30 protein-coding genes are annotated in these 26,792 nt (G+C 61.5%); 11 read left to right on the top strand and 19 right to left on the bottom strand.

The features are described 5' to 3' along the window. Nucleotides 1-93: 93 nt before the first annotated feature. From ACZZZ4_RS07220 to ACZZZ4_RS07200, 5 genes are all read right to left on the bottom strand, one after another. Entirely contained in the window at nucleotides 94-345 is a 252-nt protein-coding gene (locus tag ACZZZ4_RS07220) for a YfhL family 4Fe-4S dicluster ferredoxin (RefSeq protein WP_003195146.1), read from the bottom strand. Nucleotides 346-490: 145 nt separating this feature from the next. Further along, nucleotides 491-970, bottom strand: coding sequence for a pantetheine-phosphate adenylyltransferase (gene coaD / locus ACZZZ4_RS07215; protein ID WP_003229157.1), 480 nt, complete (start codon nucleotides 968-970; stop codon nucleotides 491-493). A 115-nt stretch (nucleotides 971-1,085) separates the two neighbouring features. After that, nucleotides 1,086-2,681: a GMC family oxidoreductase gene (locus ACZZZ4_RS07210; protein ID WP_463547518.1), complete on the bottom strand. Its 1,596-nt coding sequence runs from the start codon at nucleotides 2,679-2,681 to the stop codon at nucleotides 1,086-1,088. Between the two features lie 131 nt (nucleotides 2,682-2,812). Next, nucleotides 2,813-3,352, bottom strand: a complete 540-nt coding sequence (locus ACZZZ4_RS07205; RefSeq protein WP_463547517.1) for a twin-arginine translocation pathway signal protein — start codon at nucleotides 3,350-3,352, stop codon at nucleotides 2,813-2,815. 29 nt (nucleotides 3,353-3,381) lie between these two features. Next, the gene (locus ACZZZ4_RS07200) at nucleotides 3,382-4,812 is read right to left on the bottom strand and encodes a coniferyl aldehyde dehydrogenase (RefSeq protein ID WP_463547516.1); all 1,431 of its coding nucleotides are present in this window, start codon (nucleotides 4,810-4,812) and stop codon (nucleotides 3,382-3,384) included. 147 nt (nucleotides 4,813-4,959) lie between these two features. Between ACZZZ4_RS07200 and ACZZZ4_RS07195 the strand changes: the two genes are divergently transcribed. Continuing rightward, entirely contained in the window at nucleotides 4,960-5,631 is a 672-nt protein-coding gene (locus ACZZZ4_RS07195) for a TetR/AcrR family transcriptional regulator (RefSeq protein WP_016772708.1), read from the top strand. A gap of 31 nt (nucleotides 5,632-5,662) precedes the next feature. Then, the gene (locus tag ACZZZ4_RS07190; RefSeq protein ID WP_463547515.1) at nucleotides 5,663-6,517 is read left to right on the top strand and encodes a sulfurtransferase; all 855 of its coding nucleotides are present in this window, start codon (nucleotides 5,663-5,665) and stop codon (nucleotides 6,515-6,517) included. Between the two features lie 120 nt (nucleotides 6,518-6,637). Here the strand turns inward: ACZZZ4_RS07190 and ACZZZ4_RS07185 are convergent, their stop codons facing one another. The 4 genes from ACZZZ4_RS07185 to ACZZZ4_RS07170 form a co-directional block, all read right to left on the bottom strand. Further along, nucleotides 6,638-7,633, bottom strand: coding sequence for a hydrolase (locus ACZZZ4_RS07185; RefSeq protein ID WP_463547514.1), 996 nt, complete (start codon nucleotides 7,631-7,633; stop codon nucleotides 6,638-6,640). A gap of 65 nt (nucleotides 7,634-7,698) precedes the next feature. After that, nucleotides 7,699-8,313, bottom strand: a complete 615-nt coding sequence (rsmD, locus tag ACZZZ4_RS07180; RefSeq protein WP_039757533.1) for a 16S rRNA (guanine(966)-N(2))-methyltransferase RsmD — start codon at nucleotides 8,311-8,313, stop codon at nucleotides 7,699-7,701. Continuing rightward, complete coding sequence (locus ACZZZ4_RS07175) at nucleotides 8,313-9,803, bottom strand: M16 family metallopeptidase (protein WP_463547513.1); 1,491 nt, start codon at nucleotides 9,801-9,803, stop codon at nucleotides 8,313-8,315. Before ACZZZ4_RS07175 ends, rsmD begins: the two co-directional genes overlap by 1 nt. Continuing rightward, complete coding sequence (locus ACZZZ4_RS07170; RefSeq protein ID WP_123441741.1) at nucleotides 9,796-11,151, bottom strand: M16 family metallopeptidase; 1,356 nt, start codon at nucleotides 11,149-11,151, stop codon at nucleotides 9,796-9,798. The genes ACZZZ4_RS07175 and ACZZZ4_RS07170 overlap by 8 nt, the downstream gene beginning before the upstream one ends. A gap of 344 nt (nucleotides 11,152-11,495) precedes the next feature. Here ACZZZ4_RS07170 and ftsY point away from each other — a divergent pair, with 344 nt between their 5' ends. The 4 genes from ftsY (at nucleotide 11,496) to rpoH (ending at nucleotide 15,640) form a co-directional block, all read left to right on the top strand. Beyond that, nucleotides 11,496-12,980 carry a signal recognition particle-docking protein FtsY gene (gene ftsY / locus ACZZZ4_RS07165; RefSeq protein WP_463547512.1) on the top strand — a complete coding sequence of 495 codons (1,485 nt, stop codon included), beginning with the start codon at nucleotides 11,496-11,498 and terminating at the stop codon, nucleotides 12,978-12,980. Continuing rightward, the gene (ftsE, locus tag ACZZZ4_RS07160) at nucleotides 12,977-13,648 is read left to right on the top strand and encodes a cell division ATP-binding protein FtsE (RefSeq protein WP_016772715.1); all 672 of its coding nucleotides are present in this window, start codon (nucleotides 12,977-12,979) and stop codon (nucleotides 13,646-13,648) included. Before ftsY ends, ftsE begins: the two co-directional genes overlap by 4 nt. Then, on the top strand, nucleotides 13,645-14,670 hold the full coding sequence (gene ftsX / locus ACZZZ4_RS07155; protein WP_053124717.1) for a permease-like cell division protein FtsX: 1,026 nt from the start codon (nucleotides 13,645-13,647) through the stop codon (nucleotides 14,668-14,670). The genes ftsE and ftsX overlap by 4 nt, the downstream gene beginning before the upstream one ends. A gap of 115 nt (nucleotides 14,671-14,785) precedes the next feature. Beyond that, nucleotides 14,786-15,640 (top strand): RNA polymerase sigma factor RpoH, encoded by an 855-nt coding sequence (rpoH, locus tag ACZZZ4_RS07150; RefSeq protein WP_016772717.1) that lies wholly within the window; start codon nucleotides 14,786-14,788, stop codon nucleotides 15,638-15,640. A gap of 182 nt (nucleotides 15,641-15,822) precedes the next feature. On the opposite strand, the gene mtgA is transcribed toward rpoH, so the two are convergent. Beyond that, on the bottom strand, nucleotides 15,823-16,545 hold the full coding sequence (mtgA, locus tag ACZZZ4_RS07145; protein WP_016772718.1) for a monofunctional biosynthetic peptidoglycan transglycosylase: 723 nt from the start codon (nucleotides 16,543-16,545) through the stop codon (nucleotides 15,823-15,825). Between the two features lie 74 nt (nucleotides 16,546-16,619). On the opposite strand from mtgA, the gene ACZZZ4_RS07140 reads away from it, so the two are divergent. The 4 genes from ACZZZ4_RS07140 to trmB all read left to right on the top strand — a co-directional run bounded on the left by ACZZZ4_RS07140 (nucleotide 16,620) and on the right by trmB (nucleotide 18,863). Continuing rightward, a complete protein-coding gene (locus tag ACZZZ4_RS07140) occupies nucleotides 16,620-17,000 on the top strand; it encodes a DUF423 domain-containing protein (RefSeq protein WP_463547511.1) in 381 nt (126 codons plus the stop codon). Between the two features lie 71 nt (nucleotides 17,001-17,071). Further along, complete coding sequence (gene thiS, locus ACZZZ4_RS07135; RefSeq protein WP_052269070.1) at nucleotides 17,072-17,272, top strand: sulfur carrier protein ThiS; 201 nt, start codon at nucleotides 17,072-17,074, stop codon at nucleotides 17,270-17,272. A gap of 61 nt (nucleotides 17,273-17,333) precedes the next feature. After that, nucleotides 17,334-18,128: a thiazole synthase gene (locus ACZZZ4_RS07130; protein WP_463547510.1), complete on the top strand. Its 795-nt coding sequence runs from the start codon at nucleotides 17,334-17,336 to the stop codon at nucleotides 18,126-18,128. A gap of 9 nt (nucleotides 18,129-18,137) precedes the next feature. Next, nucleotides 18,138-18,863: a tRNA (guanosine(46)-N7)-methyltransferase TrmB gene (gene trmB, locus ACZZZ4_RS07125; protein ID WP_024014663.1), complete on the top strand. Its 726-nt coding sequence runs from the start codon at nucleotides 18,138-18,140 to the stop codon at nucleotides 18,861-18,863. 133 nt (nucleotides 18,864-18,996) lie between these two features. On the opposite strand, the gene ACZZZ4_RS07120 is transcribed toward trmB, so the two are convergent. The 9 genes from ACZZZ4_RS07120 to ACZZZ4_RS07080 all read right to left on the bottom strand — a co-directional run bounded on the left by ACZZZ4_RS07120 (nucleotide 18,997) and on the right by ACZZZ4_RS07080 (nucleotide 25,699). Then, nucleotides 18,997-19,320 (bottom strand): DUF3392 domain-containing protein, encoded by a 324-nt coding sequence (locus ACZZZ4_RS07120; RefSeq protein WP_008083808.1) that lies wholly within the window; start codon nucleotides 19,318-19,320, stop codon nucleotides 18,997-18,999. A gap of 22 nt (nucleotides 19,321-19,342) precedes the next feature. Next, nucleotides 19,343-20,548 (bottom strand): radical SAM family heme chaperone HemW, encoded by a 1,206-nt coding sequence (hemW, locus tag ACZZZ4_RS07115; RefSeq protein ID WP_136493113.1) that lies wholly within the window; start codon nucleotides 20,546-20,548, stop codon nucleotides 19,343-19,345. Continuing rightward, nucleotides 20,545-21,141 (bottom strand): RdgB/HAM1 family non-canonical purine NTP pyrophosphatase, encoded by a 597-nt coding sequence (rdgB, locus tag ACZZZ4_RS07110; RefSeq protein ID WP_016772725.1) that lies wholly within the window; start codon nucleotides 21,139-21,141, stop codon nucleotides 20,545-20,547. The genes hemW and rdgB overlap by 4 nt, the downstream gene beginning before the upstream one ends. Next, nucleotides 21,138-21,572 (bottom strand): DUF4426 domain-containing protein, encoded by a 435-nt coding sequence (locus ACZZZ4_RS07105; RefSeq protein WP_463547509.1) that lies wholly within the window; start codon nucleotides 21,570-21,572, stop codon nucleotides 21,138-21,140. The genes rdgB and ACZZZ4_RS07105 overlap by 4 nt, the downstream gene beginning before the upstream one ends. 26 nt (nucleotides 21,573-21,598) lie before the next feature. Continuing rightward, nucleotides 21,599-22,219, bottom strand: a complete 621-nt coding sequence (gene metW / locus ACZZZ4_RS07100) for a methionine biosynthesis protein MetW (RefSeq protein WP_039757544.1) — start codon at nucleotides 22,217-22,219, stop codon at nucleotides 21,599-21,601. A gap of 7 nt (nucleotides 22,220-22,226) precedes the next feature. Continuing rightward, nucleotides 22,227-23,366: a homoserine O-succinyltransferase MetX gene (gene metX, locus ACZZZ4_RS07095; protein WP_083353760.1), complete on the bottom strand. Its 1,140-nt coding sequence runs from the start codon at nucleotides 23,364-23,366 to the stop codon at nucleotides 22,227-22,229. 203 nt (nucleotides 23,367-23,569) lie between these two features. Continuing rightward, complete coding sequence (locus ACZZZ4_RS07090; protein ID WP_039757546.1) at nucleotides 23,570-24,160, bottom strand: YggT family protein; 591 nt, start codon at nucleotides 24,158-24,160, stop codon at nucleotides 23,570-23,572. A gap of 10 nt (nucleotides 24,161-24,170) precedes the next feature. Further along, on the bottom strand, nucleotides 24,171-24,989 hold the full coding sequence (gene proC, locus ACZZZ4_RS07085; RefSeq protein ID WP_463547508.1) for a pyrroline-5-carboxylate reductase: 819 nt from the start codon (nucleotides 24,987-24,989) through the stop codon (nucleotides 24,171-24,173). Between the two features lie 23 nt (nucleotides 24,990-25,012). Beyond that, nucleotides 25,013-25,699, bottom strand: coding sequence for a YggS family pyridoxal phosphate-dependent enzyme (locus ACZZZ4_RS07080; protein ID WP_129997824.1), 687 nt, complete (start codon nucleotides 25,697-25,699; stop codon nucleotides 25,013-25,015). A 56-nt stretch (nucleotides 25,700-25,755) separates the two neighbouring features. On the opposite strand from ACZZZ4_RS07080, the gene ACZZZ4_RS07075 reads away from it, so the two are divergent. Then, a complete protein-coding gene (locus tag ACZZZ4_RS07075) occupies nucleotides 25,756-26,790 on the top strand; it encodes a type IV pilus twitching motility protein PilT (protein ID WP_016772732.1) in 1,035 nt (344 codons plus the stop codon). Nucleotides 26,791-26,792: the final 2 nt, after the last annotated feature.

Here is a 26,792-nt window from a genome sequence, read left to right as displayed (position 1 = left end):
CCATTCGCGAGCAGGCTCGCTCCCACAGGGGAATGCATTGCAAATGTGGGAGCGAGCCTGCTCGCGAAGAGGGCGGTATAGGCGCTGAAGTGATCAGGCCTTGCCGGTGATCTTGCGGTACTTCTCCATCAACTGTTCTTCAGTCTCCGGATGGGCTTCGTCCAGTGGAATGCAATCCACCGGGCAGACCTGCTGGCACTGCGGCTCGTCGTAGTGGCCGACGCACTGGGTGCACAGGTTCGGGTCGATCACGTAGATCTCTTCGCCTTGGGAAATGGCGGCGTTCGGGCACTCGGGTTCGCAGACGTCGCAGTTGATGCAATCGTCGGTGATGATCAGGGACATGCTAACTCCAGCCGGGGCGGCAGGCCCGGGCGCTATATATCAATGCGCGCAATTGTGCCGCATTGGCGAGCGCAGTGCACGCGGGGGCGATCAAGGGCACGAGACTGCAATCTTTAAAAGCAAAGATCGCAGTCTGCAGCAGCTCCTACTTCTTGAAGCGTAGGGTCAGCGCGTCGGCCACGGCCGGGTGGACGAACTTGCTGATATCGCCGCCCAGCGCGGCAATCTCCCGCACCAGCGTCGACGAAATGAACGAATAACGCTCCGACGGCGTGAGGAACAGGCTCTCCACATCCGGCGCCAGTTGGCGGTTCATGTTGGCCAGCTGGAATTCGTATTCGAAATCCGACACCGCGCGCAGACCACGCAGGAACACATTGGCGTTCTGCTCTTTGGCGAAATGCGCGAGCAGCGTCGAGAAACCGACCACTTCCACGTTCGGCAGGTGTTTGGTGACCTCGCGAGCCAGTTCGACCCGTTGTTCTAGCGGGAACAGCGGGTTCTTTTTCGGGCTGGCGGCGACCGCAATGATCACGTGATCGAACAGGCGCGAGGCGCGTTCGACCAGATCGCCATGGCCCTTGGTAATAGGGTCGAAGGTACCTGGGTACAACACTCGGTTCATCGCGTCGTCCTGGCGGGAGTCCGTTGGGGAGTCGGATGGTATCGCAGCATTCCCGGTCGGCCAAGTCGCCTGTTGGGTAAGAAAGCACTATAGACGATAGGAATACTCTGCTTTTTCATGGATTTTTCAGTCGGTCAGCCAAGGCTGTCGCCAGTTGCGCGGTCAGGCCATACACCGACAGCTGCGGGTTGGCGCCGATGCTGGTGGGAAAAAGCGAGCCGTCGTGAATCGACAGATTGCGCAGTTGATGATGGCGACCGAGGCTGTCGGCAACCGCGCTTTTCGGATCTTCACCCATCGCACAACCACCCATCACATGGGCGCTACCGAGTCGCGTGCGGTACAGCTCCAGGCTCAGTCCATCGATCATTGAGCGCGCCTCGGCCAGGGTCTTCACATAGCGGCCGTCGGCGTGCATCGGCATCACCGATTGCGCGCCGCCGGCGAACTGGATTTCGGCCATGACGTGAAAGGCCCGGCGCAAACCGTCCCATGCGTATTGCGAAACCTGATAGTCGAGCACCGGCGAGCCATCACCGCGCAGCTCCACCGAGCCACCGCTGCTGTCCGGGTGGAAGCCATCGCGTAGCAGCGCCAGCATCGCGTGGGTGTGCGGCAGGTCGGCCATATGCTGGGCGTTTTCCTTGCCGAAACCACCGAGCAGTGTGGCGGCCAGCGCCGGATGCAGCGGTGGCACTTCAAGTTTGAATGCCATCGGCCCGGTGGTGCCGTCCTTCCATTGAAAATGGTCGGAATAAATCGACTGCGGCGCGCCGTAGAACGGATTGACCACCTCGGCGAAACGCGCGGCGGACATGTTCACCGGGTGCAGAAAGGTGCGCTTGCCCACGCGCTCATGCGGATCCGGCGCGTCGGAGCGCAGCAACAGCGCCGGGCTGTTGATGCCGCCGCCGGCCAGCACGTAATGCCGCGCCTTGACGGTGATGCTGCGCCCGGTCGGCTCGACGCAGCGCTCGTCCATCGCCACGCAATGCAGCCCGGTAACCTTGTCGCCACTGATCAGCAGTTTCTCCACCCGCGCCAGATACAGCAGCTCGCCGCCCTTTTCCAGCGTCGCCGGGATGGTCGTGACCATCATCGATTGCTTGGCGTTGCTCGGACAGCCCATGCCGCAATAGCCGAGATTCCAGCAACCGCGAACGTTGCGCGGGATCACGTGCCAGCTGTAGCCGAGTTGCTCGCAGCCTTTGCGGATCACATCGTTGTTGGCATTGGGCGGCACCATCCACGGCGCGACGCCGAGGCGCTGCTCCATTTTTTCGAACCACGGCGCCATCTCTGCCGGACTATGGCCTTTGACGTTGTGCTCGCTGGCCCAGTGTTCGAGGGTCGGCTCGGGCGTGCGGAAGCTTGAGGTCCAGTTGATCAGCGTCGTACCGCCGACCGCGCGGCCCTGCAGGATAGTAATCGCGCCGTCCTTGCTCATGCGCCCGATGCCTTCCTGATAGAGGCTGCTGTAGGCCTCGTCTTCGAGCAGTTTGAAATCCGAACTGGTCTTCAGCGGGCCTTCTTCGATCAGCAGGACTTTGTAGCCGGCCGCGCTGAGGATCTCCGCTGTGGTGCCGCCGCCGGCGCCACTGCCGATGATCGCCACGTCGGCTTCGAGGGTGAGGTCGTCGCTCAGTTGCGCGCCGTTGTAGGTTTTCCAGCCTCGGGCGAGGCCTTCACGGAAGGGATCGGGTACGGGCATCGGTCAGGTTCTCTTTATTATTCTGGATGCTGAGGTGATGCAGTTGGCCCCTTCGCGAGCAGGCTCGCTCCCACAGGGACATGCATTTCAAATAGGGGAGCGAGCCTGCTCGCGAAGGCCGCGCCCCGGTTTCAGACCTTTGGAGGCCCGGGATAACCGCAGTGAGCCCAGGATTCGGCGCGGGTGTACCAGGCCATCATCACTATCTGCTGCAACGAGCTACGGCCCATGCGCAGCAAGCTCAGTGAACTGTTCTCCCAGCGTTCGAGGAAATGCCGCATCGCTTCAGGGCTGGCGTTTTCCCAACTGCCCCAGATGCCGGTGAGCGGGCCACGGGTCACGGCCATACCCAGCACGTCGAACAGTTGCCGAGTGAGCTTGAGCATTTCCGGCGACACGTGATTAAGGCTGTAGTCCAGCGACTTCAGCGTGCCGTCGACCGCTGCGGGCATTTCCCCGACGGCGCCGTCGAGCATCACCGGGACCAGCGCGCGCAGGAACAGCAGATCGCCGACGCGCAAAACGACAAAGCCGTTGGCGCTGACGCTCGACGAGCAGCCAGTGAGGCTGGCGCCAAGGCCGGCGGTGGCGAGAAACGCGGTGGCGCCGAGGCTGAATTTCAGCAGGCCACGGCGCGACAGGGCGGGTGTTTCGGTCAGGCTTGGGTGCATTGTTGTTATTACCCGGCGTCGACGAACGTTTAGCGAATGAACAGCTTCTGAATCAGTTTCTGAATTGATCTGCCGTAGGGCGGGTAAATCAGCCGGGCAGCGTTGAAGCGCTGTTTGATCAGCACGCCCTTGGCCTTGCTGAACGTCAGGAAACCTTCGTGGCCGTGGTAATGGCCCATGCCCGAGGGGCCGATGCCACCGAAGGGCATGTCGTCCTGAGCCACATGCAACAAGGTGTCGTTCAGGCACACACCGCCGGAATGGGTCTCGTGCAGTACGCGATGCTGCTCGCGTTTGTCGTAGCCAAAGTAGTAAAGAGCCAGAGGACGAGGCCGCTGATTGATGTAAGCGAATGCCTGCTCCAGATCGCGGTAAGGCACGATTGGCAGCAATGGGCCGAAGATTTCGTCCTGCATCACGGTCATCTCATCGCTGACATTGAGCAGCACGCTGTGCGGCATGCGGCGGCCCTGGCCTTGTTCGAACAACGGGATCAGCAGCGCGCCTTTGCTGGTTGCGTCGCTGACGTATCCGTTGAGCCGGGCCAACTGGCGTTCGTTGATGATTGCTGTGTAGTCGGCGTTGTCGGCCAGGGTCGGGTAGAAGCCTTTCACAGCCTGACGATAGGCCTCGACGAAAGCGCCGACGCGGTCTTCCGGCACCAACACGTAGTCGGGCGCGACGCAGGTCTGCCCGGCGTTGAGGGTTTTGCCGAAGGCGATGCGTTCGGCGGCGTCCTTGAGCGGTACGTCTCTGGAGACGATGGCCGGCGACTTGCCGCCCAGTTCCAGGGTGACTGGCGTGAGATTTTCCGCCGCAGCGCGCATGACGTGTCTGCCGACGCTGGTGGAACCGGTGAACAGCAAATGATCGAACGGTAGACGCGAGAACGCCACGCCGACATCCGCCTCACCCAGCACCACGCACACCAGGTCTTCGGGAAAGATCCGCGCCAGCAGTTCTTTGAGCAGCAGCCCGGTAGCCGGGGTCGATTCGCTGAGCTTGAGCATTACCCGATTGCCGGCAGCCAGGGCGCCGACCATCGGCCCCACGGCCAGATACAGCGGGTAGTTCCACGGCACGATCACACCGACCACGCCCAGCGGCTGATAAACCACCTTCGCCGAAGCCGGCTGGAACGCCATGCCGACCTTGCGCCTTGAGGGCTGCATCCATTTTTTCAGATGACGACTGGCGTAGTGAATGCCGTGCAGGCTCGGCATCAATTCGGCGAGCAGGGTTTCGTCGGCGCTGCGATGACTGAAGTCGGCACTGATCGCTTCGATCAACGCCTGACGCTCGCTGCTAAGCAAATCGCGTAAAGCCTTAAGCCACTGTTGACGTTGCGCGGCCAGCGGCATCGGGTTGGCCGAGTACGCGGCTCGTTGCGCATGGAACTGCCGATCGAGCGTTTCAAGAGGCTGTTGCAGGGTTTGCAGGTAGGCAATGTCGGCAGTCATCGCAGGCTCCGGATTTTATTGTAATGAGCACTTTTTAGAGTCGATGCTCTAGAAAGTCAAACGACTTCCGCGCACGTCAGTGTTTTATCCATTTCCGGTTAGGTCGTAAGATGCGCCGTCAACGCACTCTGAATTAAAGCTCAAGCCATGGCCCCACGAATAAAAACCAGCGAGCGCATCGTTCAGAACAGCCTGGAGCTGTTCAATCAGCAGGGCGAGCGCAGCGTCAGCACCAACCACATCGCCGCGCACATGGAGATTTCTCCGGGCAACCTGTACTACCACTTCCCCAACAAGCAGGCGATCATCGCCGTGTTGTTCAGTGAGTACGAAGCCCTGGTGGACAGCTTTTTGCGTCCGCCTCAGGGCCGCCCGGCGACCGTCGAGGACAAGCGTTTCTATCTCAAGGAACTGCTCTCGGCCATGTGGCGCTACCGCTTTTTGCACCGCGACCTCGAGCATCTGCTCGACAGCGATGCGGAACTGGCCGCGCGTTATCGGCGCTTCTCCCAGCGTTGCGTGATCCAGGGTGCCGCAATCTACGAAGGTTTTGTCGCCGCCGGCATTCTGAAAATGGATCGCGTGCAGATCGAATCGCTGACCCTCAACGCGTGGATCATCCTGACGTCGTGGGTGCGTTTTCTGTGCACCACGCGGGAAAACTCCAATCACCTCAGCGAACAGGCCGTGAAGCGTGGCGTGTATCAGGTGCTGGTGCTGGAAGCAGGGTTTGTTACCGATCAGGCGCGGGATGAAGTCAACGCATTGTTCGACGAGTTCTACGTGCCGCTGGCGCAGGCCCTTGAAGACGTGAAATAAACCGTTCAGCCGAATTCCACAGGAGCCCGTTATGTCGATTGCGCAGTTGATCAGCCCACAAGCACTGGACGCTCGCAAAGAGCAGCCGGGGCTGGTGATTCTCGATTGTCGTTTTGCCCTCGAAGATCCGGATTACGGCCAGCGCAGCTACGCCGAAGGGCACATTGCCGGAGCGAGTTTCGCCGATCTGGAACGGGATCTGAGCGGTAAAGTCGAGAAGGGCGTGACCGGGCGTCATCCGTTGCCCGAGCCGGCGGCGCTGATCGAACGCCTGCAAGCCTGGGGCATCAGCAGCGACAGCGATGTGGTTTTGTACGACGACGGCCCGGGTGCATACGCGGCGCGGGCGTGGTGGTTGCTGGCATGGCTGGGCAAGCGCGACGGCGTATTCATTCTCGATGGCGGGCTCAAAGCCTGGCACGCGGCCGGCCTGCCGCTGAGCCTGGATCCGCCGAGCGTGACGCCGGGTAACTTCAGTGGTCAGCCGGACATGCGCCTGTTGCTCAGCGCCGAGCAATTGCAGGAACGCCTCGGCCAGCCAACCCTGACCCTGCTCGACGCCCGCGCCTTGCCGCGCTTCAAGGGCGAAATGGAACCGATCGATCCGGTGGCCGGACATATTCCCGGCGCGCAGTGCGCGGCGTTCACCGACAATCTCGGCAGTGATGGTCGCTTCTTGCCGGCCGAGCAGCTCAAGCAGCGCTTTGCCGCAAAACTGGGCGATCGCTCACCGTCGGAACTCGTCGCCTACTGCGGCTCCGGGGTGACGGCGTGTCACAACCTGTTTGCGCTGTGCCTGGCCGGTTATCCGCTGGGTGCGCTGTATGCCGGATCGTGGAGCGAATGGATCAACGAGCCATCGCGTGGTATTGCCACCGGCGAATAAACACCGTCATCTCCCTGTAGGAGTGAGCCTGCTCGCGAAGGCGTCCTGTCAGGCATTGAATTTCAAGACTGACCCACCGCCATCGCGAGCAGGCTCACTCCTACAAGGGACATGCGGCGCTCAGTGGTCGAGTGCGGCCAGCCATTGCGGTATGCGCCGCTCCAGGTAATACCCGGGCCTGCGCACCGAGCCGTCGACGAAACCTACGTGACCGCCACGCGCCTGTAATTCGAACTGGGTGCAGGCTGACAACTCGTCGGGTTGCGGCAAGCTGTGCGGGAACACGAACGGATCGTCCGCGGCCTGAATGATTAGCGTCGGCGTGCGGATTTCGCCAAGGTAGTAGCGGCTCGATGCGCGGCGGTAGTAATCCTCGGCGTCATTGAAACCGTGCAATGGCGCGGTAACCCGGCCGTCGAAATCCCAGAAAGTGCGCATGTTCTCCAGCGAGCCGAGCGCGGCCAGTTTTGCCAGGCCGTCTTCGCGCCCGTCATGCTGGAACTGACGCTGCTTGTTCCTGATGTAGGCGACCATTTCGCGCATGAAATGCGCCTGATACACCCGCGAAAACCCCTGGCCGATACGATCGGCACATTGATCGAGACGGAACGGCACCGACACCGCCACCGCGCCGAGCACGCCGCTGTCGCTGCCGGTTTCGCCCAGATGCTTGAGCAGCACGTTGCCGCCCAGGGAATAGCCAACCGCATACAACGGCGCCAACGGTCGTTTCGCGCGCAGGTGCTGGATGGCTTCGGCAAGGTCTTCGCTGGCGCCGGAGTGGTAGCTGCGCGGCAACAGATTCGGCTCGCCGGAACAACCGCGCCAGTTCAGTGCGACGCTGGCCCAGCCCTGGTCGGCCAAGGCCTTTTGAATGCCCGCCACATAGGGCGAATTGGAAGAACCGGTCAGCCCGTGTAGCACCAGCACCAACGGCGCCTCGGCGCTGTGCGGGCCGTGCCAGTCGAGGTCGAGGAAATCGCCGTCCTCGAGCCACAGGCGTTCGCGTTCGCGCTCGATGTGCACGGTCTTGCGCCACAGCGGCCCCCACAAGGTTTGCAGATGCGGATTGCCGAGGCCGAAGGCGGGGATGAAGCGTTCTGGCGAAGGGGGCACGATGATTCTCGATGGGCTTGTGGCGAGGAAGCTCGCCCCCTCGCCGCAGGTTGCTTGCGACCTTGTCAGCCGGCGATGTCCGCCGTGCGCTGCCACAGCGCGTAAAAAACCCGACCGGATTTCTGTTCACGATGCAGGCGCCAGTTGCCCGGCAGGCCCAGCGTCGATGGCGCTGTTTCGCTTTCAGTGTAGATCCACGAATCGGCCGCCAGCCATTGGCGCTCTTCCAGCAAAGTACAAACCGCTGGCAACAGGTTCTGGTTGAACGGCGGGTCGAGGAAAACCAGATCGAACGGCGTCGCGGTCTGGGTTTCCAGATAGCGCAGCGCGTCGGCGGTCTGTACCTGACCGTTGGTGCAGCGCAGGGTGCCGAGGTGTTCTTTCAGGCTGGACACTGCAACGTTGCTCGCGTCCAGGGCCTGAGCAGTGGCCGCGCCACGGGACAACGCTTCGAGAAACAGCGCGCCGCTGCCGGCGAACGGGTCGAGCACTTTCGCCCCTTCGACATACGGCGCAAGCCAGTTGAACAGGGTTTCGCGCACGCGATCCGGGGTCGGGCGCAGGCCCGGTGCGTCGGGGAAGCTCAGCTTGCGGCTGCGCCACTGGCCGCCAATGATGCGCAGCTGATTGACGCCGTTGTGCACGTTTTGCACAGGTTTTTTCGGTGCTCGAGTCGCCATTAATGCTCCGGAACCCCGAGCGGTTGCTCGGCAGGTTTATCAGATGGGGCCGGTAACGGCTTTTGCGGCACGGTCGGGCCAGCGGTGACGATGACCATTTTCTCCGTGCTCAAGTGTTTGTTCAGCGCATCGCGGACCTGCTCCACAGTCAGGCTCTGCGATTGCCGCATGAAATCGTCGAGATAGCTCAGCGGCAGATTATAGAAGCCCATCGCGCCGAGTTGGCCAACGATGTCGGCGTTGCTCGCGGTGGACAGCGGGAAGCTGCCGGCCAACTCGCGCTTGGCATCGTCGAGTTCTTTCTGCGTCGGCCCGGTTTTCAGGTAGTCGGCGAGCACGTCCTGGACCAGTTTCAGGGTGCCTTCGCTCATCTCGGCGCGGGTCTGCAGGTTGATCATGAACGGCCCACGGGCCTGCATCGGGCTGAACGCCGAATACACGCCGTAGGTGAGGCCACGCTTCTCGCGCACTTCGCTCATCAGGCGCGTACCGAAACCACCACCGCCGAGGATCTGATTGCCCAGCGACAGCGCGGCGTAATCCGGATCGTCGCGATCAATGCCCAGTTGCGCGAGCATCAGGTTGGTCTGTTTCGACGGAAATTCGATGTGGTTGACGCTGGCCTTCGGTTCCTGCGGCGCAGCGATCTTCGCCAGTGCCGGGCCTTTCGGCAGGGCAGAGGAGACCTGATTGGCGATCGCCTCGGCTTCGGCTCGCGACAGGTCACCGACCAGTGCAATCACAGCGTTGCCGGCGGCGTAGGTCTTGGCATGGAATTCGCGCAATTGCGCGACGGTGATCTTCGGCACGCTTTGCGCATTGCCATCGCTGGAATGCGCGTAAGGGTGATCGCCGTACAGACGCTTCATCAGCTCGAGGCTGGCGAGTTTGCCGGGGTTCTGCTTCTGGTATTCGAAACCGGCGAGCAGCTGGTTCTTGATGCGCGCGAAGGAGTCGGCGGGGAAGGTCGGTTTGCCGACCACATCGGCGAACAGCTTCAACGCCGGTTCACGCTGCTCAGGTGCGCTGAGGCTGCGCAGCGAAGCCAGCGCCATGTCCTTGAACGCACCGTTGCCGAAGTCGGCGCCGAGGCCTTCAAACCCTTGAGCGATGGCGCCGACGTCTTTGCCGGCGATACCTTCGTTGAGCATGGCATTGGTCAGCACCGCGAGGCCCGGCACGTTGCCGTCCTGGCTGCTGCCGGCGGCGAAGATCAGGCGCATGTCGAACATCGGCAGCTCATGCGCTTCGACGAACAGCACTTTCGCGCCTTCAGCGGTGTTCCAGGTCTGCACATCGAGCTTGCGGCTGGCCGGGGCCTTGCCGTCGAGTTCGGCCAGCGATTGCAATTTTTGGCTGATTTTGGCGTTATCCAGTGCTTCGCTGGCGTGGGTGTCAGCGCCTGGCGACAGATACATTGCCGCCGAGCCGATCACCGCGACAGCGAGCAGGCCAAGCAGCATCAAGCGTGGGGTTTTGCGCTCACTCATGAGTCGTCTCCATTGGCAGGACGTGGGCGACGCTGAGACGTTCGCGGGTGAAATACTTTTTCGCGGCGTTCTGGATGTCTTGCGGGGTCACGCTTTCCAGATCGGCCAGTTCGGTGTCCATCAGCTTCCACGACAGGCCGACCGTTTCCAGTTGACCGATCGCGGTGGCCTGGCTGGTGATCGAGTCACGCTCGTAAACCAGGCCGGCAATGACTTGAGCACGGACGCGTTCCAGCTCTTCGGCAGACGGCGCGGTGGTTTTCAGCTGCTCGAGCAGTTTCCATAAACCGGCTTCAGCCTGAGCGATGGTCTTTTTCTTCTGTGTGTTCGGCGTCGCCGACAGGGTGAACAGACTGTCACCACGGGTGTAGGCGTCATAGTCCGACGAGCCGCCAGAGACCAGCTCTTCGCCGCGTTCCAGTTGCGCCGGGATGCGCCCGCTGTAGCCGCCGTCGAGCAGCGCCGAGATCAGGCGCAGGGCGTTGACCGAGCGTTTGTCTTCAGCGGTTGCAATGCTCGGCACGTTGAAGCCAAGCATCAGGCTCGGCAGTTGGGTTTGCACGCGCAGGGTGATCTGGCGTTCGCCGGGCTCGGCCAGTTCCAGCGGTTTTTTCGCCGGTGGCACGTCGCGTTTGGCGACCGGGCCGAAGTAGCGCTGGGCGAGGGTTTTCACTTCGTCTGGAGTGACGTCACCGACCACCACCAGCGTGGCGTTGTTCGGCGCATACCAGGATTGGTACCAGTGGCGCAGTTCCTCGACTTTCATACGGTCGAGGTCAGCCATCCAGCCGATCGTCGGCGTGTGATAACCGCTGGCCGGGTAGGCCATGGCCTTGTAGCGCTCGTAGGCCTTGGACATCGGCTTGTCATCGGTGCGCAGGCGGCGCTCTTCCTTGATGACTTCGATTTCCTTGGCGAACTCGTCGGCCGGCAGGCGCAGGTTGGCCATGCGGTCGGCTTCCAGCTCAAACGCCACGCCGAGGCGATCGCGGGCCAGCACCTGGTAATAAGCCGTGAAGTCGTCGCTGGTGAACGCGTTCTCTTCGGCGCCGAGGTCACGCAGGATCAGCGAAGCTTCGCCGGGGCCGACTTTTTCGCTGCCCTTGAACATCATGTGCTCGAGCGCGTGGGACAGACCGGTCTGGCCCGGAGTCTCGTAGCTGGAGCCGACCTTGTACCAGATCTGCGAAACGACCACCGGCGCACGATGGTCCTCGCGCACGACGACCTTGAGGCCGTTGTCGAGGGTGAATTCATGGGTCGGTTGCGGGTCGGCCGCCAGGGCCGAAAGGGGCAGGCAGACTGCGCTGAGCAGCAGGCCAGCAGCGCGGCGGGCTAGAGCATTCATTCGTTTTTCAACCTGTTGGGCTGCCCGCTTGGTCTTAGCGTCGGCGGGCGAGAGGGTGCTAGGATACTGATCCGTTTTACTGGCGGCCACGCCTATCAGGCTTCGAACGCTGATCGGGCTGTTTGGGTTCATGGCAGAATGCTGCGGTTTATCGACTAGACAGCGCTTTTTCGCCGATTTTTACCGGTTTAACCCTTCGTTAAAACGATCCTTGAGGTGCCTTTGGCGCCTCGACAAAATGTTGCGCGTGAACAAGCTGGGTGAAACACAGTCTGTTCTGCATCGAATATTTATTTGCCGGGGCGCCCTGTTGGCGCGTCGCTACCGTGAGATAGCCGTCCTCCATGTTTGGTTCCAACGACGACAAGAAGAGCCCAGCTGCGGCTGGCGAGAAGAAAAGCCTGTTCGGATGGCTGCGGAAGAAACCGCAGGAACCCGTCGTCGAACAGCCGCCCGCGATTCCTGAGCCGGCCCCCGCGCCAGCACCTGTAATAGAAGAAGAACCGGCGCCGATTGTGCTGCCGATCGCTGAGCCGGTGCTGCAACCGGAAGCTGAGGCCGAGCCCGAAACGCCGGCCGCTGCCGAGTTGCCGCTGACGCCCGCTGCCGAGCCGTGGCTGACCTTGCCGGTGGCGGAAGAGCCGGTGGCCCTGGTTGAAGAAGCGGCGGCGCATGTGACGCCAGTGATTCCTGCGCCGGTTGCCGAGGTGGCGGCGCAGCCTGTGCCTGAACCGGTTGTCGCGCCAGCGCCGGTCGTTGCCGAGCCGGTTGCCCCGGTTGTCCAGCCGTCCGAGCCTGAGCCTGCACCGCTTGCCGCTGCGCCAGTTGTCGCTCCGGTTGTGCCGATTGAAGCGCCTGTAGAAACGCCCGTCGAAACCCCGCGCAGCGAAGAAACCAAAGCCGGTTTCTTCGCCCGCCTCAAGCAAGGTCTGTCGAAGACCAGCGCCAGCATCGGCGAGGGCATGGCCAGCCTGTTCCTCGGTCGCAAGACCATCGACGATGACCTGCTCGACGACCTCGAAACCCGTCTGCTCACCGCCGACGTCGGCGTTGAAGCCACCACGCAGATCATCCAGCGCCTGACTCAAAAGGTCGCCCGCAAGGAACTGGCCGACGCCGACGCCCTGTACAAATCCTTGCAGGCCGAACTGGCGGCGATGCTCAAGCCGGTTGAACAGCCACTGAAAATCGCCTCGCAGAACAAGCCGTTCGTGATTCTGGTGGTCGGCGTCAACGGCGCCGGCAAAACCACCACCATCGGCAAACTGGCGAAGAAGCTGCAACTGGAAGGCAAGAAAGTCATGCTGGCGGCTGGTGACACCTTCCGTGCAGCGGCCGTGGAGCAATTGCAGGTCTGGGGCGAGCGCAACAAGATTCCGGTGATCGCCCAGCACACCGGCGCCGATTCGGCTTCGGTCATCTTCGACGCGGTGCAAGCGGCCAAGGCCCGTGGTATCGACGTGCTGATCGCTGACACCGCCGGTCGCCTGCACACCAAAGACAACCTGATGGAAGAGCTGAAAAAGGTCCGCCGGGTGATCGGCAAGCTCGACGCCGACGCGCCGCACGAAGTGCTGCTGGTGCTCGACGCCGGCACTGGCCAGAACGCCATCAACCAGGCCAAGCAGTTCAACCAGACCGTCGAACTGACCGGCCTGGCGCTGACCAAACTCGACGGCACCGCCAAGGGCGGGGTGATTTTCGCATTGGCCAAGCAGTTCGGCCTGCCGATCCGCTACATCGGCGTCGGTGAAGGCATCGACGATTTGCGCACCTTTGAAGCCGAACCCTTTGTCCAGGCACTGTTTGCCGAGCGGGAGCGTTCATGATTCGTTTCGAACAGGTCGGTAAACGCTACCCGAACGGTCACGTCGGCTTGCATGAGCTGAGCTTTCGAGTCCGTCGTGGCGAGTTCTTGTTTGTCACCGGCCACTCCGGTGCCGGTAAATCCACGCTGTTGCGCCTGTTGCTGGCAATGGAGCGGCCAACCAGCGGCAAACTGCTGCTCGCCGGGCAGGACCTGAGCACCATCAGCAACGCGCAGATTCCATTTCTGCGCCGGCAGATCGGCGTGGTGTTCCAGAATCACCAGTTGCTGTTCGACCGCACGGTGTTCAACAACGTCGCCTTGCCGCTGCAAATTCTCGGCCTGTCCAAGGTCGAGATTGCCAAGCGCGTCGATTCGGCGCTGGAGCGCGTGGCACTGTCGGACAAATCCGATCTGTACCCGGGCGACCTGTCCACCGGTCAGCAACAGCGCGTCGGCATCGCCCGCGCCATCGTCCACCGCCCGGCCTTGCTGCTGGCGGACGAACCGACCGGTAACCTCGACCCGCGTCTTGCGGCGGAGATCATGGGCGTGTTCGAAGACATCAACCGTTTAGGCACCAGCGTGCTGATCGCCAGCCACGACCTGGCACTGATCGCGCGCATGCGTCATCGCATGCTGACCCTGCAACGCGGCCGCCTGATCGGCGACGGGGAGGCTGGGGTATGAGTGCGACACGCAGTCCGAAGGTTTCCGAGCGTGTGGCCCCGAAGGCCGCCGACCCGCAACCGCAAAAGAAGAAAAAGCACGACGATGACGATGGTCCGGACTTCGCCACGCTGTTTCGCGCCTGGATCGAAAGCCACCGCGCCAGCCTGCTCGACAGCCTGCGCCGCCTCGGCAAACAGCCGATCGGCAGCTTCTTCACCTGCATGGTGATGGCCGTTGCATTGAGTCTGCCGATGGGGCTGTCGCTGTTGCTTAACAACGTCGAGCGTCTTGGCGGTTCCTGGCAGCGCGCGGCGCAGATTTCCCTGTACCTGCAACTCGACGCCAGCCCGGAGCAGGGCGAGTCGCTGCGTGAGCAGATCAAAGGCATGCCCGGCGTAGCCGATGCGGAATATGTTGGCCGCGATCAGGCGCTGGAGGAGTTCCAGCAGCAGTCCGGCCTGGGCGAAGCCCTGCGTGAGCTGCCGGAAAACCCTTTGCCCGGTGTAGTGCTGGTGACACCGAACGAAGTCGACAAGCCGACACTCGAAGCATTAAGACAAAAACTTTCCGAGCTGCCCAAGGTACAACAGGCGCAACTTGATCTAGTCTGGGTCGAGCGTCTGGCCGCCATCCTCAAGCTTGGCGACCGCTTTGTCTTCGGTCTGACGGTGCTTTTGGTGTCTGCATTACTTTTGGTGATAGGCAATACCATTCGTCTTCATATTGAAAACCGCCGCACCGAGATAGAAGTGATTAAACTCGTCGGCGGCACTGACAGTTATGTGCGTCGCCCTTTCCTTTATATGGGCGCGTTGTATGGCTTCGGTGCAGGGCTGTTGTCCTGGGGTGTATTGGCGTTCGGCCTCAACTGGCTGAACGATGCGGTGGTTGGACTGGCCGGCTTGTACGGCAGTGATTTCGCCCTGGCCGGCGTGCCAGTGGCCGACGGTCTGTCGCTCTTGCTTGGCGCGGTGCTGTTGGGTTATATCGGTGCATGGATTGCAGTCGCACGTCATCTCAGGGAGCTGGCGCCGAAGTAGAATCTTTTTTGCGCGTGATTGACCTTGCGGTTTTTATGGGAACTTGTACCTGAGTTCCCGGTCAATTTTTCGCAGTGCCGAGAGGCACGAGTATGTAAGTGGGAGGTTTTTTCGTATGACCAATTCTTTGCAACCTGCGTATGCGCTGGTTCCGGGTGCGAACCTGGAAGCCTACGTGCACACCGTCAACAGCATTCCATTGCTGACGCCGGAGCAGGAGCGTGAACTGGCCGAGAGTCTCTACTATGAGCAGGATTTGGGGGCGGCTCGGCAGATGGTGCTCGCCCACCTGCGTTTTGTCGTACACATCGCCCGTAGCTATTCCGGCTACGGTCTGGCTCAGGCTGACCTGATCCAGGAAGGTAACGTCGGCCTGATGAAGGCCGTCAAGCGCTTCAACCCGGAAATGGGTGTGCGCCTGGTGTCGTTCGCCGTGCACTGGATCAAGGCGGAAATTCACGAGTTCATCCTGCGCAACTGGCGCATTGTGAAAGTCGCGACCACCAAGGCCCAGCGCAAGCTGTTCTTCAACCTGCGCAGCCAGAAAAAGCGCCTGGCGTGGCTGAATAACGAGGAAGTCCACCGTGTGGCGGAAAGCCTTGGCGTCGAACCACGTGAAGTGCGCGAAATGGAAAGCCGCCTGACCGGCCATGACATGGCCTTCGACCCGGCTGCCGAAGCCGACGACGACAGTGCTTTCCAGTCGCCGGCCAACTACCTGGAAGACCACCGGTACGACCCGGCGCGTCAACTGGAAGATGCCGACTGGAGCGACAACTCGAACACCAACTTGCACGAAGCACTCGAAGTGCTGGACGAGCGCAGCCGTGACATCCTCTACCAGCGCTGGCTGGCGGAAGAAAAAGCCACGCTGCACGACCTGGCGCAGAAGTACAACGTGTCGGCCGAGCGAATTCGTCAGCTCGAAAAGAGCGCGATGAACAAGCTCAAGTTGTCGATCGCCGCGTAACTGGCGAAGCCGCGACAAAAAAACGCCCCGATCAGCGATGATCGGGGCGTTTTCATTTCTGGCTTCACGCAAAACCCATGTGGGAGCGAGCTTGCTCGCGAAAGCGGAGTGTCAGTCACCGCCACTGCTGAATGATCCACCGCTTTCGCGAGCAGGCTCGCTCCCACATTGGTATTTCGGTGTTATTCAGCCCAAGGCGCCCGTCGCGAATCATTCAGCCCGAGCAAATAACTGTCCCCGCCCAACTGACTCATCTGCTGCCGAATCCATCCGGCACGGCGCGATACGTAACCGGTCGGATGACTCGCGCTCCACACCCGTGGATTGGGCAGTACGGCAGCCAGATAACTCGCCTGCTGGCGCGACAATGACTTCGCGCTTACGCCAAAGTGATGCCGCGCCGCCGCTTCAGCGCCAAACACGCCGTCATCCCACTCGACACTGTTCAGGTACACCTCAAGAATCCGCTGCTTGGGCCAGAACACCTCGATCAGCGCGGTAAACCACGCTTCCAGACCTTTGCGCAGATAGCTGCGGCCCGACCAGAGAAAGAGGTTTTTCGACACCTGCTGGCTCAAGGTGCTGGCGCCGCGAATCGAGCCGCCCAGTTCGTTGTGGGCCAGAGCGGCCTGGATTGCGCGCAGATCGAAGCCCCAGTGCTCGGGGAATTTCTGGTCTTCGCCAGCAATTACCGCCACTTTCAGGTCATCGGAGATCTCGTCCCAGGGTTTCCAGGTGCGCTGCAGGTCAATCGGCTCGCCGTCGACCCAGGATTCGACCTTGCGCTCGACCATCAACGCCGTACCCGGCGGAGGCACGAAGCGAAACACCAGCACCAGCAAGACACTGCCGCCGGCGAACCAGAGCAGGGCCTTAGTGAGACGACGGAAAATTGAACGCAGCATAGAGATGGCTTGGCCGAACCCGTGGAGCGGGCCATTATACAGACCCTGCCGATGGCGTCTGACTGGAGTTCCCCATGCTGCGTGGCTTTTTGATGCTGGCCGCTTTTTTCGGATTCACCGGCGTTGCGCTGGGCGCGTTCGCCGCCCATGGCCTGAAAAACCGCCTGACCCCGGAATACCTGACGATTTTCCAAACGGGCGTCACCTACCAACTGGTGCACACACTCGCGCTGTTCGGCGTTGCGCTGCTGGCCACGCAGATTCAAGGGCGACTGATCACTTGGGCCGGCGTGTCCTTCACCATCGGCATCCTGTTGTTCTCCGGCAGCCTGTACGTGCTGACCATGACCGGCATCAGCAAGCTCGGCATCATCACGCCGTTTGGTGGTCTCGCGTTTCTCATCGGTTGGGTTTGCCTCGGCCTCGCCGCCTGGCGCTTGCAGCTAACCGCTTGACGCTTGGTACTGACCTTTAGGTCATGATCGGGCTAGAATGCCAGCCCCTAAAAATGATGGCGGCGTTGTGCATGCGCATTCAGTTGAACGGCGAGTCCTTTGAATTGCCCGACGGTGAAACCGTTGCGGGCCTGATCACCCGTCTGGATCTGACCGGGCGCCGTGTGGCCGTAGAGCTCAATCTGGACATCGTCCCGCGCAGCCAGCATGCCGATACCAGGCTAAACGACGGTGACAACGTCGAGGTAGTACACGCCATCGGCGGCGGCTGATCGCCCCGGCCTGCAAGGGCACAGAATTCTGCAAGACCCTCACCCCTCAAGAGGATTCCTTATGAGCATCGTTCGTAGCGACAAGCCTTTTGTGCTGGCCGGTCGTACTTACCAGTCGCGTTTGCTGGTCGGTACCGGCAAGTACCGTGACATGGAAGAAACCCGCCAGGCCATCGATGCCTCGGGTGCCGAGATCGTCACTTTCGCCGTGCGCCGCACCAACCTGGGCCAGATCGAAGGCGAGCCGAACCTGCTCGACGTGCTGTCGCCGGAGCGCTACACCTTTCTGCCGAACACCGCCGGTTGCTACGACGCCATCGAAGCCGTGCGTACCTGCCGCCTGGCGCGTGAGCTGCTCGACGGCCACAACCTGGTGAAGCTGGAAGTGCTGGCCGACCAGAAAACCCTGTTCCCCAACGTGATCGAAACCCTCAAGGCCGCCGAAACGCTGGTCAAGGAAGGCTTCGACGTGATGGTCTACACCAGCGATGACCCGATCATCGCTCGCCAGTTGGCCGAAATCGGCTGTATCGCCGTGATGCCGCTGGCCGGTCTGATCGGCTCCGGTCTGGGCATCTGCAATCCGTACAACCTGCAGATCATCCTCGAAGAAGCCAAGATCCCGGTGCTGGTCGATGCCGGTGTTGGTACCGCTTCCGACGCGACCATCGCGATGGAGCTGGGTTGCGACGCCGTACTGATGAACTCGGCCATCGCCCACGCCCAGCAACCGGTGATGATGGCGCAAGCCATGCAGCACGCCATCGTCGCCGGTCGCCTGGCGTACCTCGCCGGCCGCATGCCGAAAAAACTCTATGCCAGCGCCTCTTCGCCGCTGGATGGTCTGATCAAGTAAGAGCCATTGATGACTGAATCGAACGACACGCCTGTCCAGCCGGACGAAGGCGACGAGCGCCAACACCGCCGCATCAAGAGTTTCGTGATGCGCGCCGGGCGCATGACCGAAGGCCAGCAACGCGGCCTGGACCAGGGCGCGCCGCTGTACGTGCTGCCGCTGGCCGATGCGCCGGTCGATTACGACCAGGTGTTCGGCCGCTCGGCGCCGCGCTCGCTGGAAATCGGTTTCGGCATGGGCCACTCGCTGCTGGAAATGGCCGCTGCTGCTCCAGAGCAGGATTTCATCGGTGTTGAAGTGCACCGTCCGGGTGTCGGCGCGCTGCTCAATGGCGTGCTGACCCAAGGGCTGACCAACCTGCGGGTCTACGATTGCGACGCGATCGAAGTGCTCAACCGCTGCATCGCCGACAACAGCCTCGATCGCCTGATGCTGTTTTTCCCGGATCCGTGGCACAAGAGCCGCCACCACAAGCGCCGCATCGTCCAGGCCTCGTTCGCCGAACTGGTGCGCAGCAAGTTGAAGGTTGGCGGCATTCTGCACATGGCCACCGACTGGGAACCGTACGCCGAGTACATGCTGGAAGTGATGAACGTCGCCCCCGGCTACCGCAACCTTGCCGAAGACGGCAAATGCGTCCCACGCCCTGCCGAACGCCCGATCACCAAGTTCGAACGCCGCGGCGAACGTCTTGGCCATGGCGTGTGGGATCTGAAGTTCGAGAAGATCGCTTAAGCATCACGCAATAAAAAACTGTGGGAGCGAGCCTGCTCGCGAAAGCGGATGTTCATTCAACACTGATGTTGACTGACACACCGTATTCGCGAGCAGGCTCGCTCCCACATTTTGTTTCGGGGTGTTTGCGAAGTCAGCGGCGATCAGCAACCACGCCGATCAGCACCAGTACCACCAGCAACACCGGCGCCAGGCTGTAGTTGTTGAACTGGCTCAGGCCTTTGATCACCCATGGCGTGGCGTAGATCAGCGCGGCGCCGCTGCCAATCAGGCAGAGCAGGGCCATCAGGGGCACGCGCAGGGCGCCGGCGATGCTGCCCAGGCGTTGCTCGACCCAGCCTTTGAAGTCAGCGCCGAACAGCACCAGCAGGCAACCGACCAGCGCCAGAGCGATTTCCGAGAGATTGCTGCGGCTCCAGCGGGAGACGGTGGCCAGCAGGTCGAGTATCAAATCCATGCGTTTTCCCTTTGAGCTGAAGTCAGTTCAGAAATTGTTGCAGCAAGTCGTTGAGGAACAGCTGGCCGCGTTCGGTCGCCGCCAGGCGTGACGGTTCGACCTGCAACAGGCCGCTTTGTTCGGCCTCGCGGCGGCCTTCGGCGAGGGTCTCCAGCGACAGGCCGGTGCGTTCCGGATACAGGCGCGATTCGACCCCGGCGGTCAGGCGCAGGGCGTTCATCAGGAACTCGAACGGCATCTCGTCATTGCTCAGGGATTTCTCGCCGGCCTGAAAGCTTTTCGCCGGGTTCAGATAATCCTTCGGCAGGCGGGTTTTCCATGTCCGCACGATGCGCCCGTCCGGGTGGCTCAACTTGCCATGGGCACCGGCGCCAATGCCGATGAAGTCGCCAAAACTCCAGTAATTGAGGTTATGTCGCGCCGGGCGACCGGCCTGGGCATACGCCGACACTTCGTATTGCGCGTAACCGTGCTCGGCCAGTAGCGCTTGGCCGGCTTCCTGAATGTCCCACAGCGTGTCGTCTTCCGGCAGCACTGGCGGCTGGTTCCAGAACACCGTGTTCGGCTCCAGCGTCAGTTGATACCAGGAAATGTGCGTCGGCTTCAGCGCGATGGCCTGGCGCAGATCGCTCAAGGCATCGTCCAGCGACTGATCAGGCAAGCCATGCATCAAGTCGAGGTTGAAATTATCGAACCCGGCCTGTCGCGCCATGCCTGCCGCACGCACGGCTTCGTCACCGTTGTGAATGCGGCCAAGGGCTTCAAGTTTTTCCTGCTGAAAGCTCTGGATACCGATCGACAGGCGATTGATCCCCAGCTTGCGATAGGCGACAAACTTCTCTTGCTCGAAGGTGCCCGGATTCGCCTCAAGGGTGATTTCGATGTCGGCGGCGAACGGGATGCGCTGCTCGACGCCCTGCAACAAACGCCCGAGGGCTTCGGCGCTGAACAGGCTTGGCGTCCCGCCACCAAAGAAAATCGATGTCAGCTCACGGCCGTACACCGCATGCAGATCCTGATCGAGATCGGCCAGCAACGCGTCGACGTATTCCTGCTCCGGCAGCACCGGGCTGGCGGTGTGCGAGTTGAAATCGCAATACGGGCATTTGCGCACACACCACGGGATGTGGATGTACAGCGCCAGGGGCGGCAGGGTTGGCAGCGGTGCCCGAGGCGAGGACGCGGCGCCGCCGATGATCAGCGACGACGCGGAAGAATCAGTGGTCATTTCAAGCCCAGACGCTGGCGCAGCAGATCCATTGCACGGGCGCGGTGGCTGATCTGGTTCTTGTCGGCCGGGCTCAGTTCGGCGCTGGAACAGTCGCGCTCCGGCACCCAGAACAGCGGGTCGTAACCGAAACCGTGTGCGCCGCTGGCTGCGGTGAGGATGCGCCCATGCCACAGGCCTTCGCAGAGGATCGGCAGCGGATCATCGGCGTGGCGCACCAGTGCCAATACACAGACGAACTGCGCGCCGCGCTCGGCTTGTGGCACGTCCTTGAGCGCATCGAGCAGTTTGGCGTTGTTCGCCGCATCGCCCTGGCCGTCGGCGTAACGCGCCGAATAGATGCCCGGTGCGCCGCCGAGGAAGTCCACTGCCAGCCCGGAATCGTCGGCCAGTGCCGGCAGCCCGGAAATGCGCGCGGCGTTGCGGGCCTTGAGGATCGCGTTCTCGACAAACGACAGGCCGGTTTCTTCCGGCTCGACCTTGCTCCATTCGCCAATCGAGCGCAGTTGCACCGAGTCGCCGAGCATGGCCTGGAGTTCTTTGAGTTTGCCGGCGTTATGGCTGGCCAGTACGAGCTGCTTGATGTTCATCATTCGCCGGGAAAGAGTTCTTGGTTGAAATTGATGGTGTTGATCTTGTCGCCATTCTGCACCTTGATTTCAAAGGTGCGGGTTTCCTGCTGCGGCACCGGGTACTGGGCGATGTAGTAGATCGCGCCCTGTTCGGTGACCTGACGGAATTTCAGCGCCACGCTGTTGCTGGTCAGGTCCTTGATCGTGCCGGTGACGCTGGCGATCACCGGTTTGCCGTCCTTGACCACCGAGACGTTGATCACGCCCTGGTTCTTGCTGCGGATCAGCTCGGCAGCCTTGGCGATGTCCGGTTGCAGGAACGTCGAGTTGAACGTGTTGTAGTGCACCGTGATGTCGCCGAAGGTTTCCTTGCGTTCACCCTTGATGACATCCGCCGCCATGGCGCTGGCGCTCAGGCAGGCGGTGAGTAACAACAATGCTATACGACTCATGTTCGTGCTCCTTCGAATGCCCAGGCTCAGACCGCGACTCGGTGGTCCGCCAACTGCGGACTGCTGACGCGATAGATGCCGATTTCACCTAACAGATTAGGCCATAGCTTACTGGCCCACCCGTGGCGGTGCTGTTGATCCACGGCAAGCCGATCAATGACCTTTGCGTCACGTTCGCGGCACAGTTCTTCGAAATCCTCGAAGGTGCAGAAGTGGATGTTCGGCGTGTTGTACCAGGTATAGGGGAGGAATTCCGAGACCGGCATACGGCCCTTGCTCGCCAGGTACCAGCGGCAGCGCCAGTGGCCGAAATTGGGGAAGGTGATGATGCACTGACGGCCGACCCGGAGCATTTCGTCGAGGATCCTGTCCGGGTAATGCACCGCTTGCAGGGCCTGAGTCATGACGACGATGTCGAAACTGTTGCTGGCAAAATTGCCCAGGCCTTTGTCCAGATCCTGCTCGATGACGTTGATGCCCTTGGCCACGCACTCGGCGATGTTGTCGGCGTCGTTTTCCAGGCCATAACCGGTGACGTTCTTGTTGTCGCGTAGCCAGGTCAGCAGCTCGCCGTCACCGCAACCGAGGTCAAGGACGCGGCTGCCGGCGGGGATCCACTCCTGGATGATTTCCAGATCAGCTCTCATGGCTTTCTCACAACGAAATGCGGTTCATGTAATTGCCGAACGCCTGCAAATAACGCGGGATCGGAATCAGGAAGGCGTCGTGGCCTTGGGGCGCGTCGATTTCCAGATAACTGACGTCCTTGCGCGCAGCCATCAGCGCATCCACCAGTTCCCGCGAGCGCGCAGGGGAGAAGCGCCAGTCGGTGGTGAACGACATCACGCAGAATTTTGCCGTAGCGTTTTCAAAGGTTTTCGCCAGATCATCGTCGAAGTTCGCCGCCGGATCGAAGTAATCCAGCGCTTTGGTCATCAACAGATAGGTGTTGGCATCGAAGCGCCCGGAAAACTCTTCGCCCTGATAACGCAGGTAGCTCTCGACCTGAAACTCGACACTGTGGAAGTCGTAGTTGAGCTTTTCGCTCTTCAGGCCACGGCCGAATTTCTCACCCATGGAGTCGTCGGACAGATAGGTGATGTGCCCGACCATGCGCGCCAGCATCAGCCCGCGCTTGGGGATCACGCCGGCTTCCTGGAACGAACCACCGTGGAATTCCGGGTCGGTGAGGATCGCCTGACGCGCGACTTCGTTGAAGGCGATGTTCTGCGCCGACAGTTTCGGCGCCGATGCGATCGCCAGACAGTGCCGCACGCGATCCGGGTAAGTGATGGTCCATTGCAACGCCTGCATGCCGCCGAGGCTGCCGCCGATTACCGCTGCCCACTGGCCGATGCCGAGCAAGTCAGCGAGGCGCGCCTGGCTGTGCACCCAGTCTTCGACGGTGAGCACCGGGAAATCGGCGCCGAACGGCTTGCCGGTTTCCGGGTTGATGCTGCTCGGGCCGGTGGAGCCGTTGCAGCCGCCGAGGTTGTTCAGACTGACCACGAAGAATTTGTTGGTGTCGATCGGCTTGCCGGGGCCGATGCAGCTGTCCCACCAACCGGGCTTGCGGTCGTCGACGCTGTGATAACCAGCGGCGTGATGATGACCGGACAGCGCGTGGCAGATCAGCACGGCGTTGCTCGCCTGAGCGTTCAGCGTGCCGTAGGTTTCATAGATCAGGTCATAAGCGGCCAGCGAACGGCCACAGGCCAGCGCCAGCGGCTCGCTGAAATGCGCGGTTTGTGGCGTTACCAAGCCAACAGAATCGGCGGGAAAGGCAGTTGGCATCGACCCTGCTCTCGTTGAAATGAGGCGTAAGTCTAAAGACCGGGGGGTTAGCGGCAAGCAACGATCAGGTCCGGCGTTTTCGCTTCGGATCGAGGTGCAGCCATTCGCGAGCAGGCTCGCTCCCACAGTTGAAATGCATTCCAATGTGGGAGCGAGCCTGCTCGCGAAAAGGCGACTCGGTCAGTCAGACCGAACGCACTCGGTTACATCAGCAAACGCAGAATCTCCGGCATCATCGTCATCGCTGCCAGATTGTTGATCACCAGCATGTCGATCAGTTTGAGCGCAAGGAAGGCGAAGATCGGCGACAGGTCCAGGCCGCCGAGGTTTGGCAGGAAGCGGCGGAACGGTGCCAGTGCCGGCTCGCAGATCTGATTGACCAGCTCGGCGCCCGGATTGTGGCTGCCCGGTGCGACCCACGAGAGGATCACGCTGATGATCAGAGCGAAGAAGAAGATCTTCAAGAACAGTGCAGTGACGCCGATCAGCGACCAGATCAACAGTTGCAGCGGGTTGCCGGTGGTGCCGTAGGTCAGCAGCAGGGTCAGCGCCATCAGCAGCAGTTGCACCAGAATCGCCAGCACCAGCGAGGACATGTCGAGGCCGAACAGGCTCGGGATGATCCGGCGCAAAGGCTTGAGCAGCGGCTGGGTGGCCTTGACCACGAACTGGCACAGCGGATTGTAGAAGTTCGCCCGCACCAGTTGCAGGACGAAGCGCAGCAGCACGATCAGCAGGTACAGGCTGCCGAGGGTTTGCAGCACGTAAACCGCTGCGGTGTTCAATCCGATCATGTAAGGCTCCTTATTTGCCCAGTTGTTCGGCCATTTCGGCCGAGCGGTGCGCGGCGGCGCCGAGTGCGGTTTCAACCAGCGCTTGGAAGCCGCCAGCCTGGAATGATTTGATCGCAGCTTCCGTGGTGCCATTCGGCGAGGTCACGCGGCGGCGCAGTTCGGCCGCGTCGACATCGCTGGACACCGCCATGTGCGCGGCGCCCAAGGCAGTCTGCACGGTCAGTTGCTCAGCGATTGCTTTCGGCAGGCCCAGTTTGACGCCAGCGGCGGTCATGGCTTCGATCAGCAGGAAGAAGTACGCCGGGCCGGAGCCGGACACTGCGGTGACTGCGTCCAGTTGCTGTTCTTCGTCCAGCCACAGGGCGATGCCGACGGCGGACAGCAGCTCTTCGGCTTGCTGACGCTGCTGGGCGGTGACTTCACTGGTCGCGTACAGACCGCTGACACCCTGACGCAGCAGCGCCGGAGTATTGGGCATACAGCGCACGATCGGCTGCTCGCCGAGCCATGCGGTCATGCTCGCGCAGGTGATGCCAGCGGCAATCGACACTACCAGTTGATTGGGCTGCAGGCTTGGGCGAATCGCCTCGCACACGGCTTTCATCGCCTGTGGCTTGACCGCCAGCACGACAACATCGACTCCGTCGATGGCCTGGGCGTTGTCAGCGAAGGTTTCGATGCCATGTTCGGCGCTGACCTTGGCACGGGTTTCTTCGCCCGGATCGCTGGCGCGGATCTGCGCCGCTTCCAGACCCTTGGCGCGCAAGCCGCCAATCAGACTGGCCGCCATGTTGCCCGCACCGATAAACGCAATACGTGTGTTGCTCATGTGTGGTCCTTATCTGGAAACGTTCAAGACTGGGAATAATCTCTGGCGCCAAACAGCGCGGTACCGATCCGCACCCAGGTGGCTCCTTGGGCGATGGCCGACTCGAGGTCGTGGCTCATGCCCATCGACAGTGTGTCGAGCGGCAGATCGAGGCTCGCCTGCAATGCCTGCACGGCGGCGAAGGCAGCGTCCTGTTCGGCGCGCTCCTCGGTCGGCTCGGGAATCGCCATCAGTCCGCGCAGCTTCAAGCGTGGCAACGCGCTGATGGCCTCGGCCAGCGCTGGCAGATCGGCCGGGGTGCAACCGGATTTGCTCGCCTCGCCGCTGACATTGACCTGAATGCAGATGTTCAGTGGCGGCAGTTCGGGCGGACGTTGTTCGGACAGGCGTTGGGCAATTTTCAGACGATCCACGGAGTGCACCCAGTCGAAATGCTCGGCAATCGCGCGAGTCTTGTTCGATTGAATGGGGCCGATGAAGTGCCAGATCAAGGGCAGGTCGGCCAGCTCCAGCTGTTTGCCCAAGGCTTCCTGCAAGTAGTTCTCGCCGAAGTCGCGCAGGCCGGCGGCGTAGGCTTCGCGCAGGGCCTGGGCGGGTTTGGTCTTGCTCACGGCGAGCAAATGGATGCTGTTTTCGTCGCGGTGCGCGGCTTTGGCCGCTGCCTGGATGCGCGAACTAACCTGAAGGATGTTGTCTGCTATCGTGGACATCAAGAGGCGCCGGCGGTCTGTAGGTTCGCGGCATTCTACTGGAATTGAGGGACGCTATGGATATCACTGAATTGCTGGCCTTCAGCGCCAAACAGGGCGCTTCCGACCTGCACCTGTCGGCCGGCCTGCCGCCGATGATCCGCGTCGATGGCGACGTGCGACGGATCAATCTGCCGGCGCTGGACCACAAGCAAGTGCACGATCTGATCTACGACATCATGAACGACACTCAGCGCATCGAATTCGAGAAAAATCTGGAAACGGATTTTTCCTTCGATGTACCCGGCGTGGCGCGCTTTCGCGTCAACGCCTTTAACCAGAACCGTGGTGCCGGCGCTGTGTTCCGTACCATTCCGTCGAAAGTGCTGAGCATGGAAGACCTCGCCATGGGCGATGTTTTCCGCAAGATCACCGATGCGCCGCGCGGGCTGGTGCTGGTCACCGGGCCGACCGGCTCCGGCAAATCGACCACGCTGGCGGCAATGATCGATTACCTCAACACCCATCGCCATCACCACATTCTCACCATCGAAGATCCCATCGAGTTCGTTCACGAATCGCGCAAATGCCTGATCAATCAGCGCGAAGTCCATCGTGATACCCGCAGCTTCGCCACCGCACTGCGTTCGGCGCTGCGTGAAGATCCGGACGTGATTCTGGTTGGCGAGATGCGTGATCTGGAAACCATCCGCCTGGCGCTGACCGCCGCCGAGACCGGGCATCTGGTGTTCGGCACGCTGCACACGACCTCGGCGGCGAAGACCATCGACCGTGTGGTCGACGTGTTTCCCGGCGACGAGAAGTCGATGGTCCGTTCGATGCTGTCGGAGTCGTTGCTGGCGGTGGTGTCGCAGACGTTGATCAAGAAGATCGGCGGCGGGCGGGTGGCGGCGCATGAAATCATGCTCGGGACGTCGGCGATCCGTAACCTCATTCGCGAGGACAAGGTGGCGCAGATGTATTCGGCGATTCAGACCGGTGGGTCGTTGGGCATGCAGACACTCGATATGTGCCTGAAGGATCTGGTGACCAAGGGCTTGATCAGCCGCGAGCATGCGCGAGAGAAGGCGCGCACCCCGGATAATTTTTGAGG

It is taken from the genome of Pseudomonas sp. AC252, assembly GCF_979258105.1.
The sequence above is the reverse complement of the archived record's forward strand: the minus strand, read 5'-3'. Positions and strand labels throughout refer to the sequence as shown.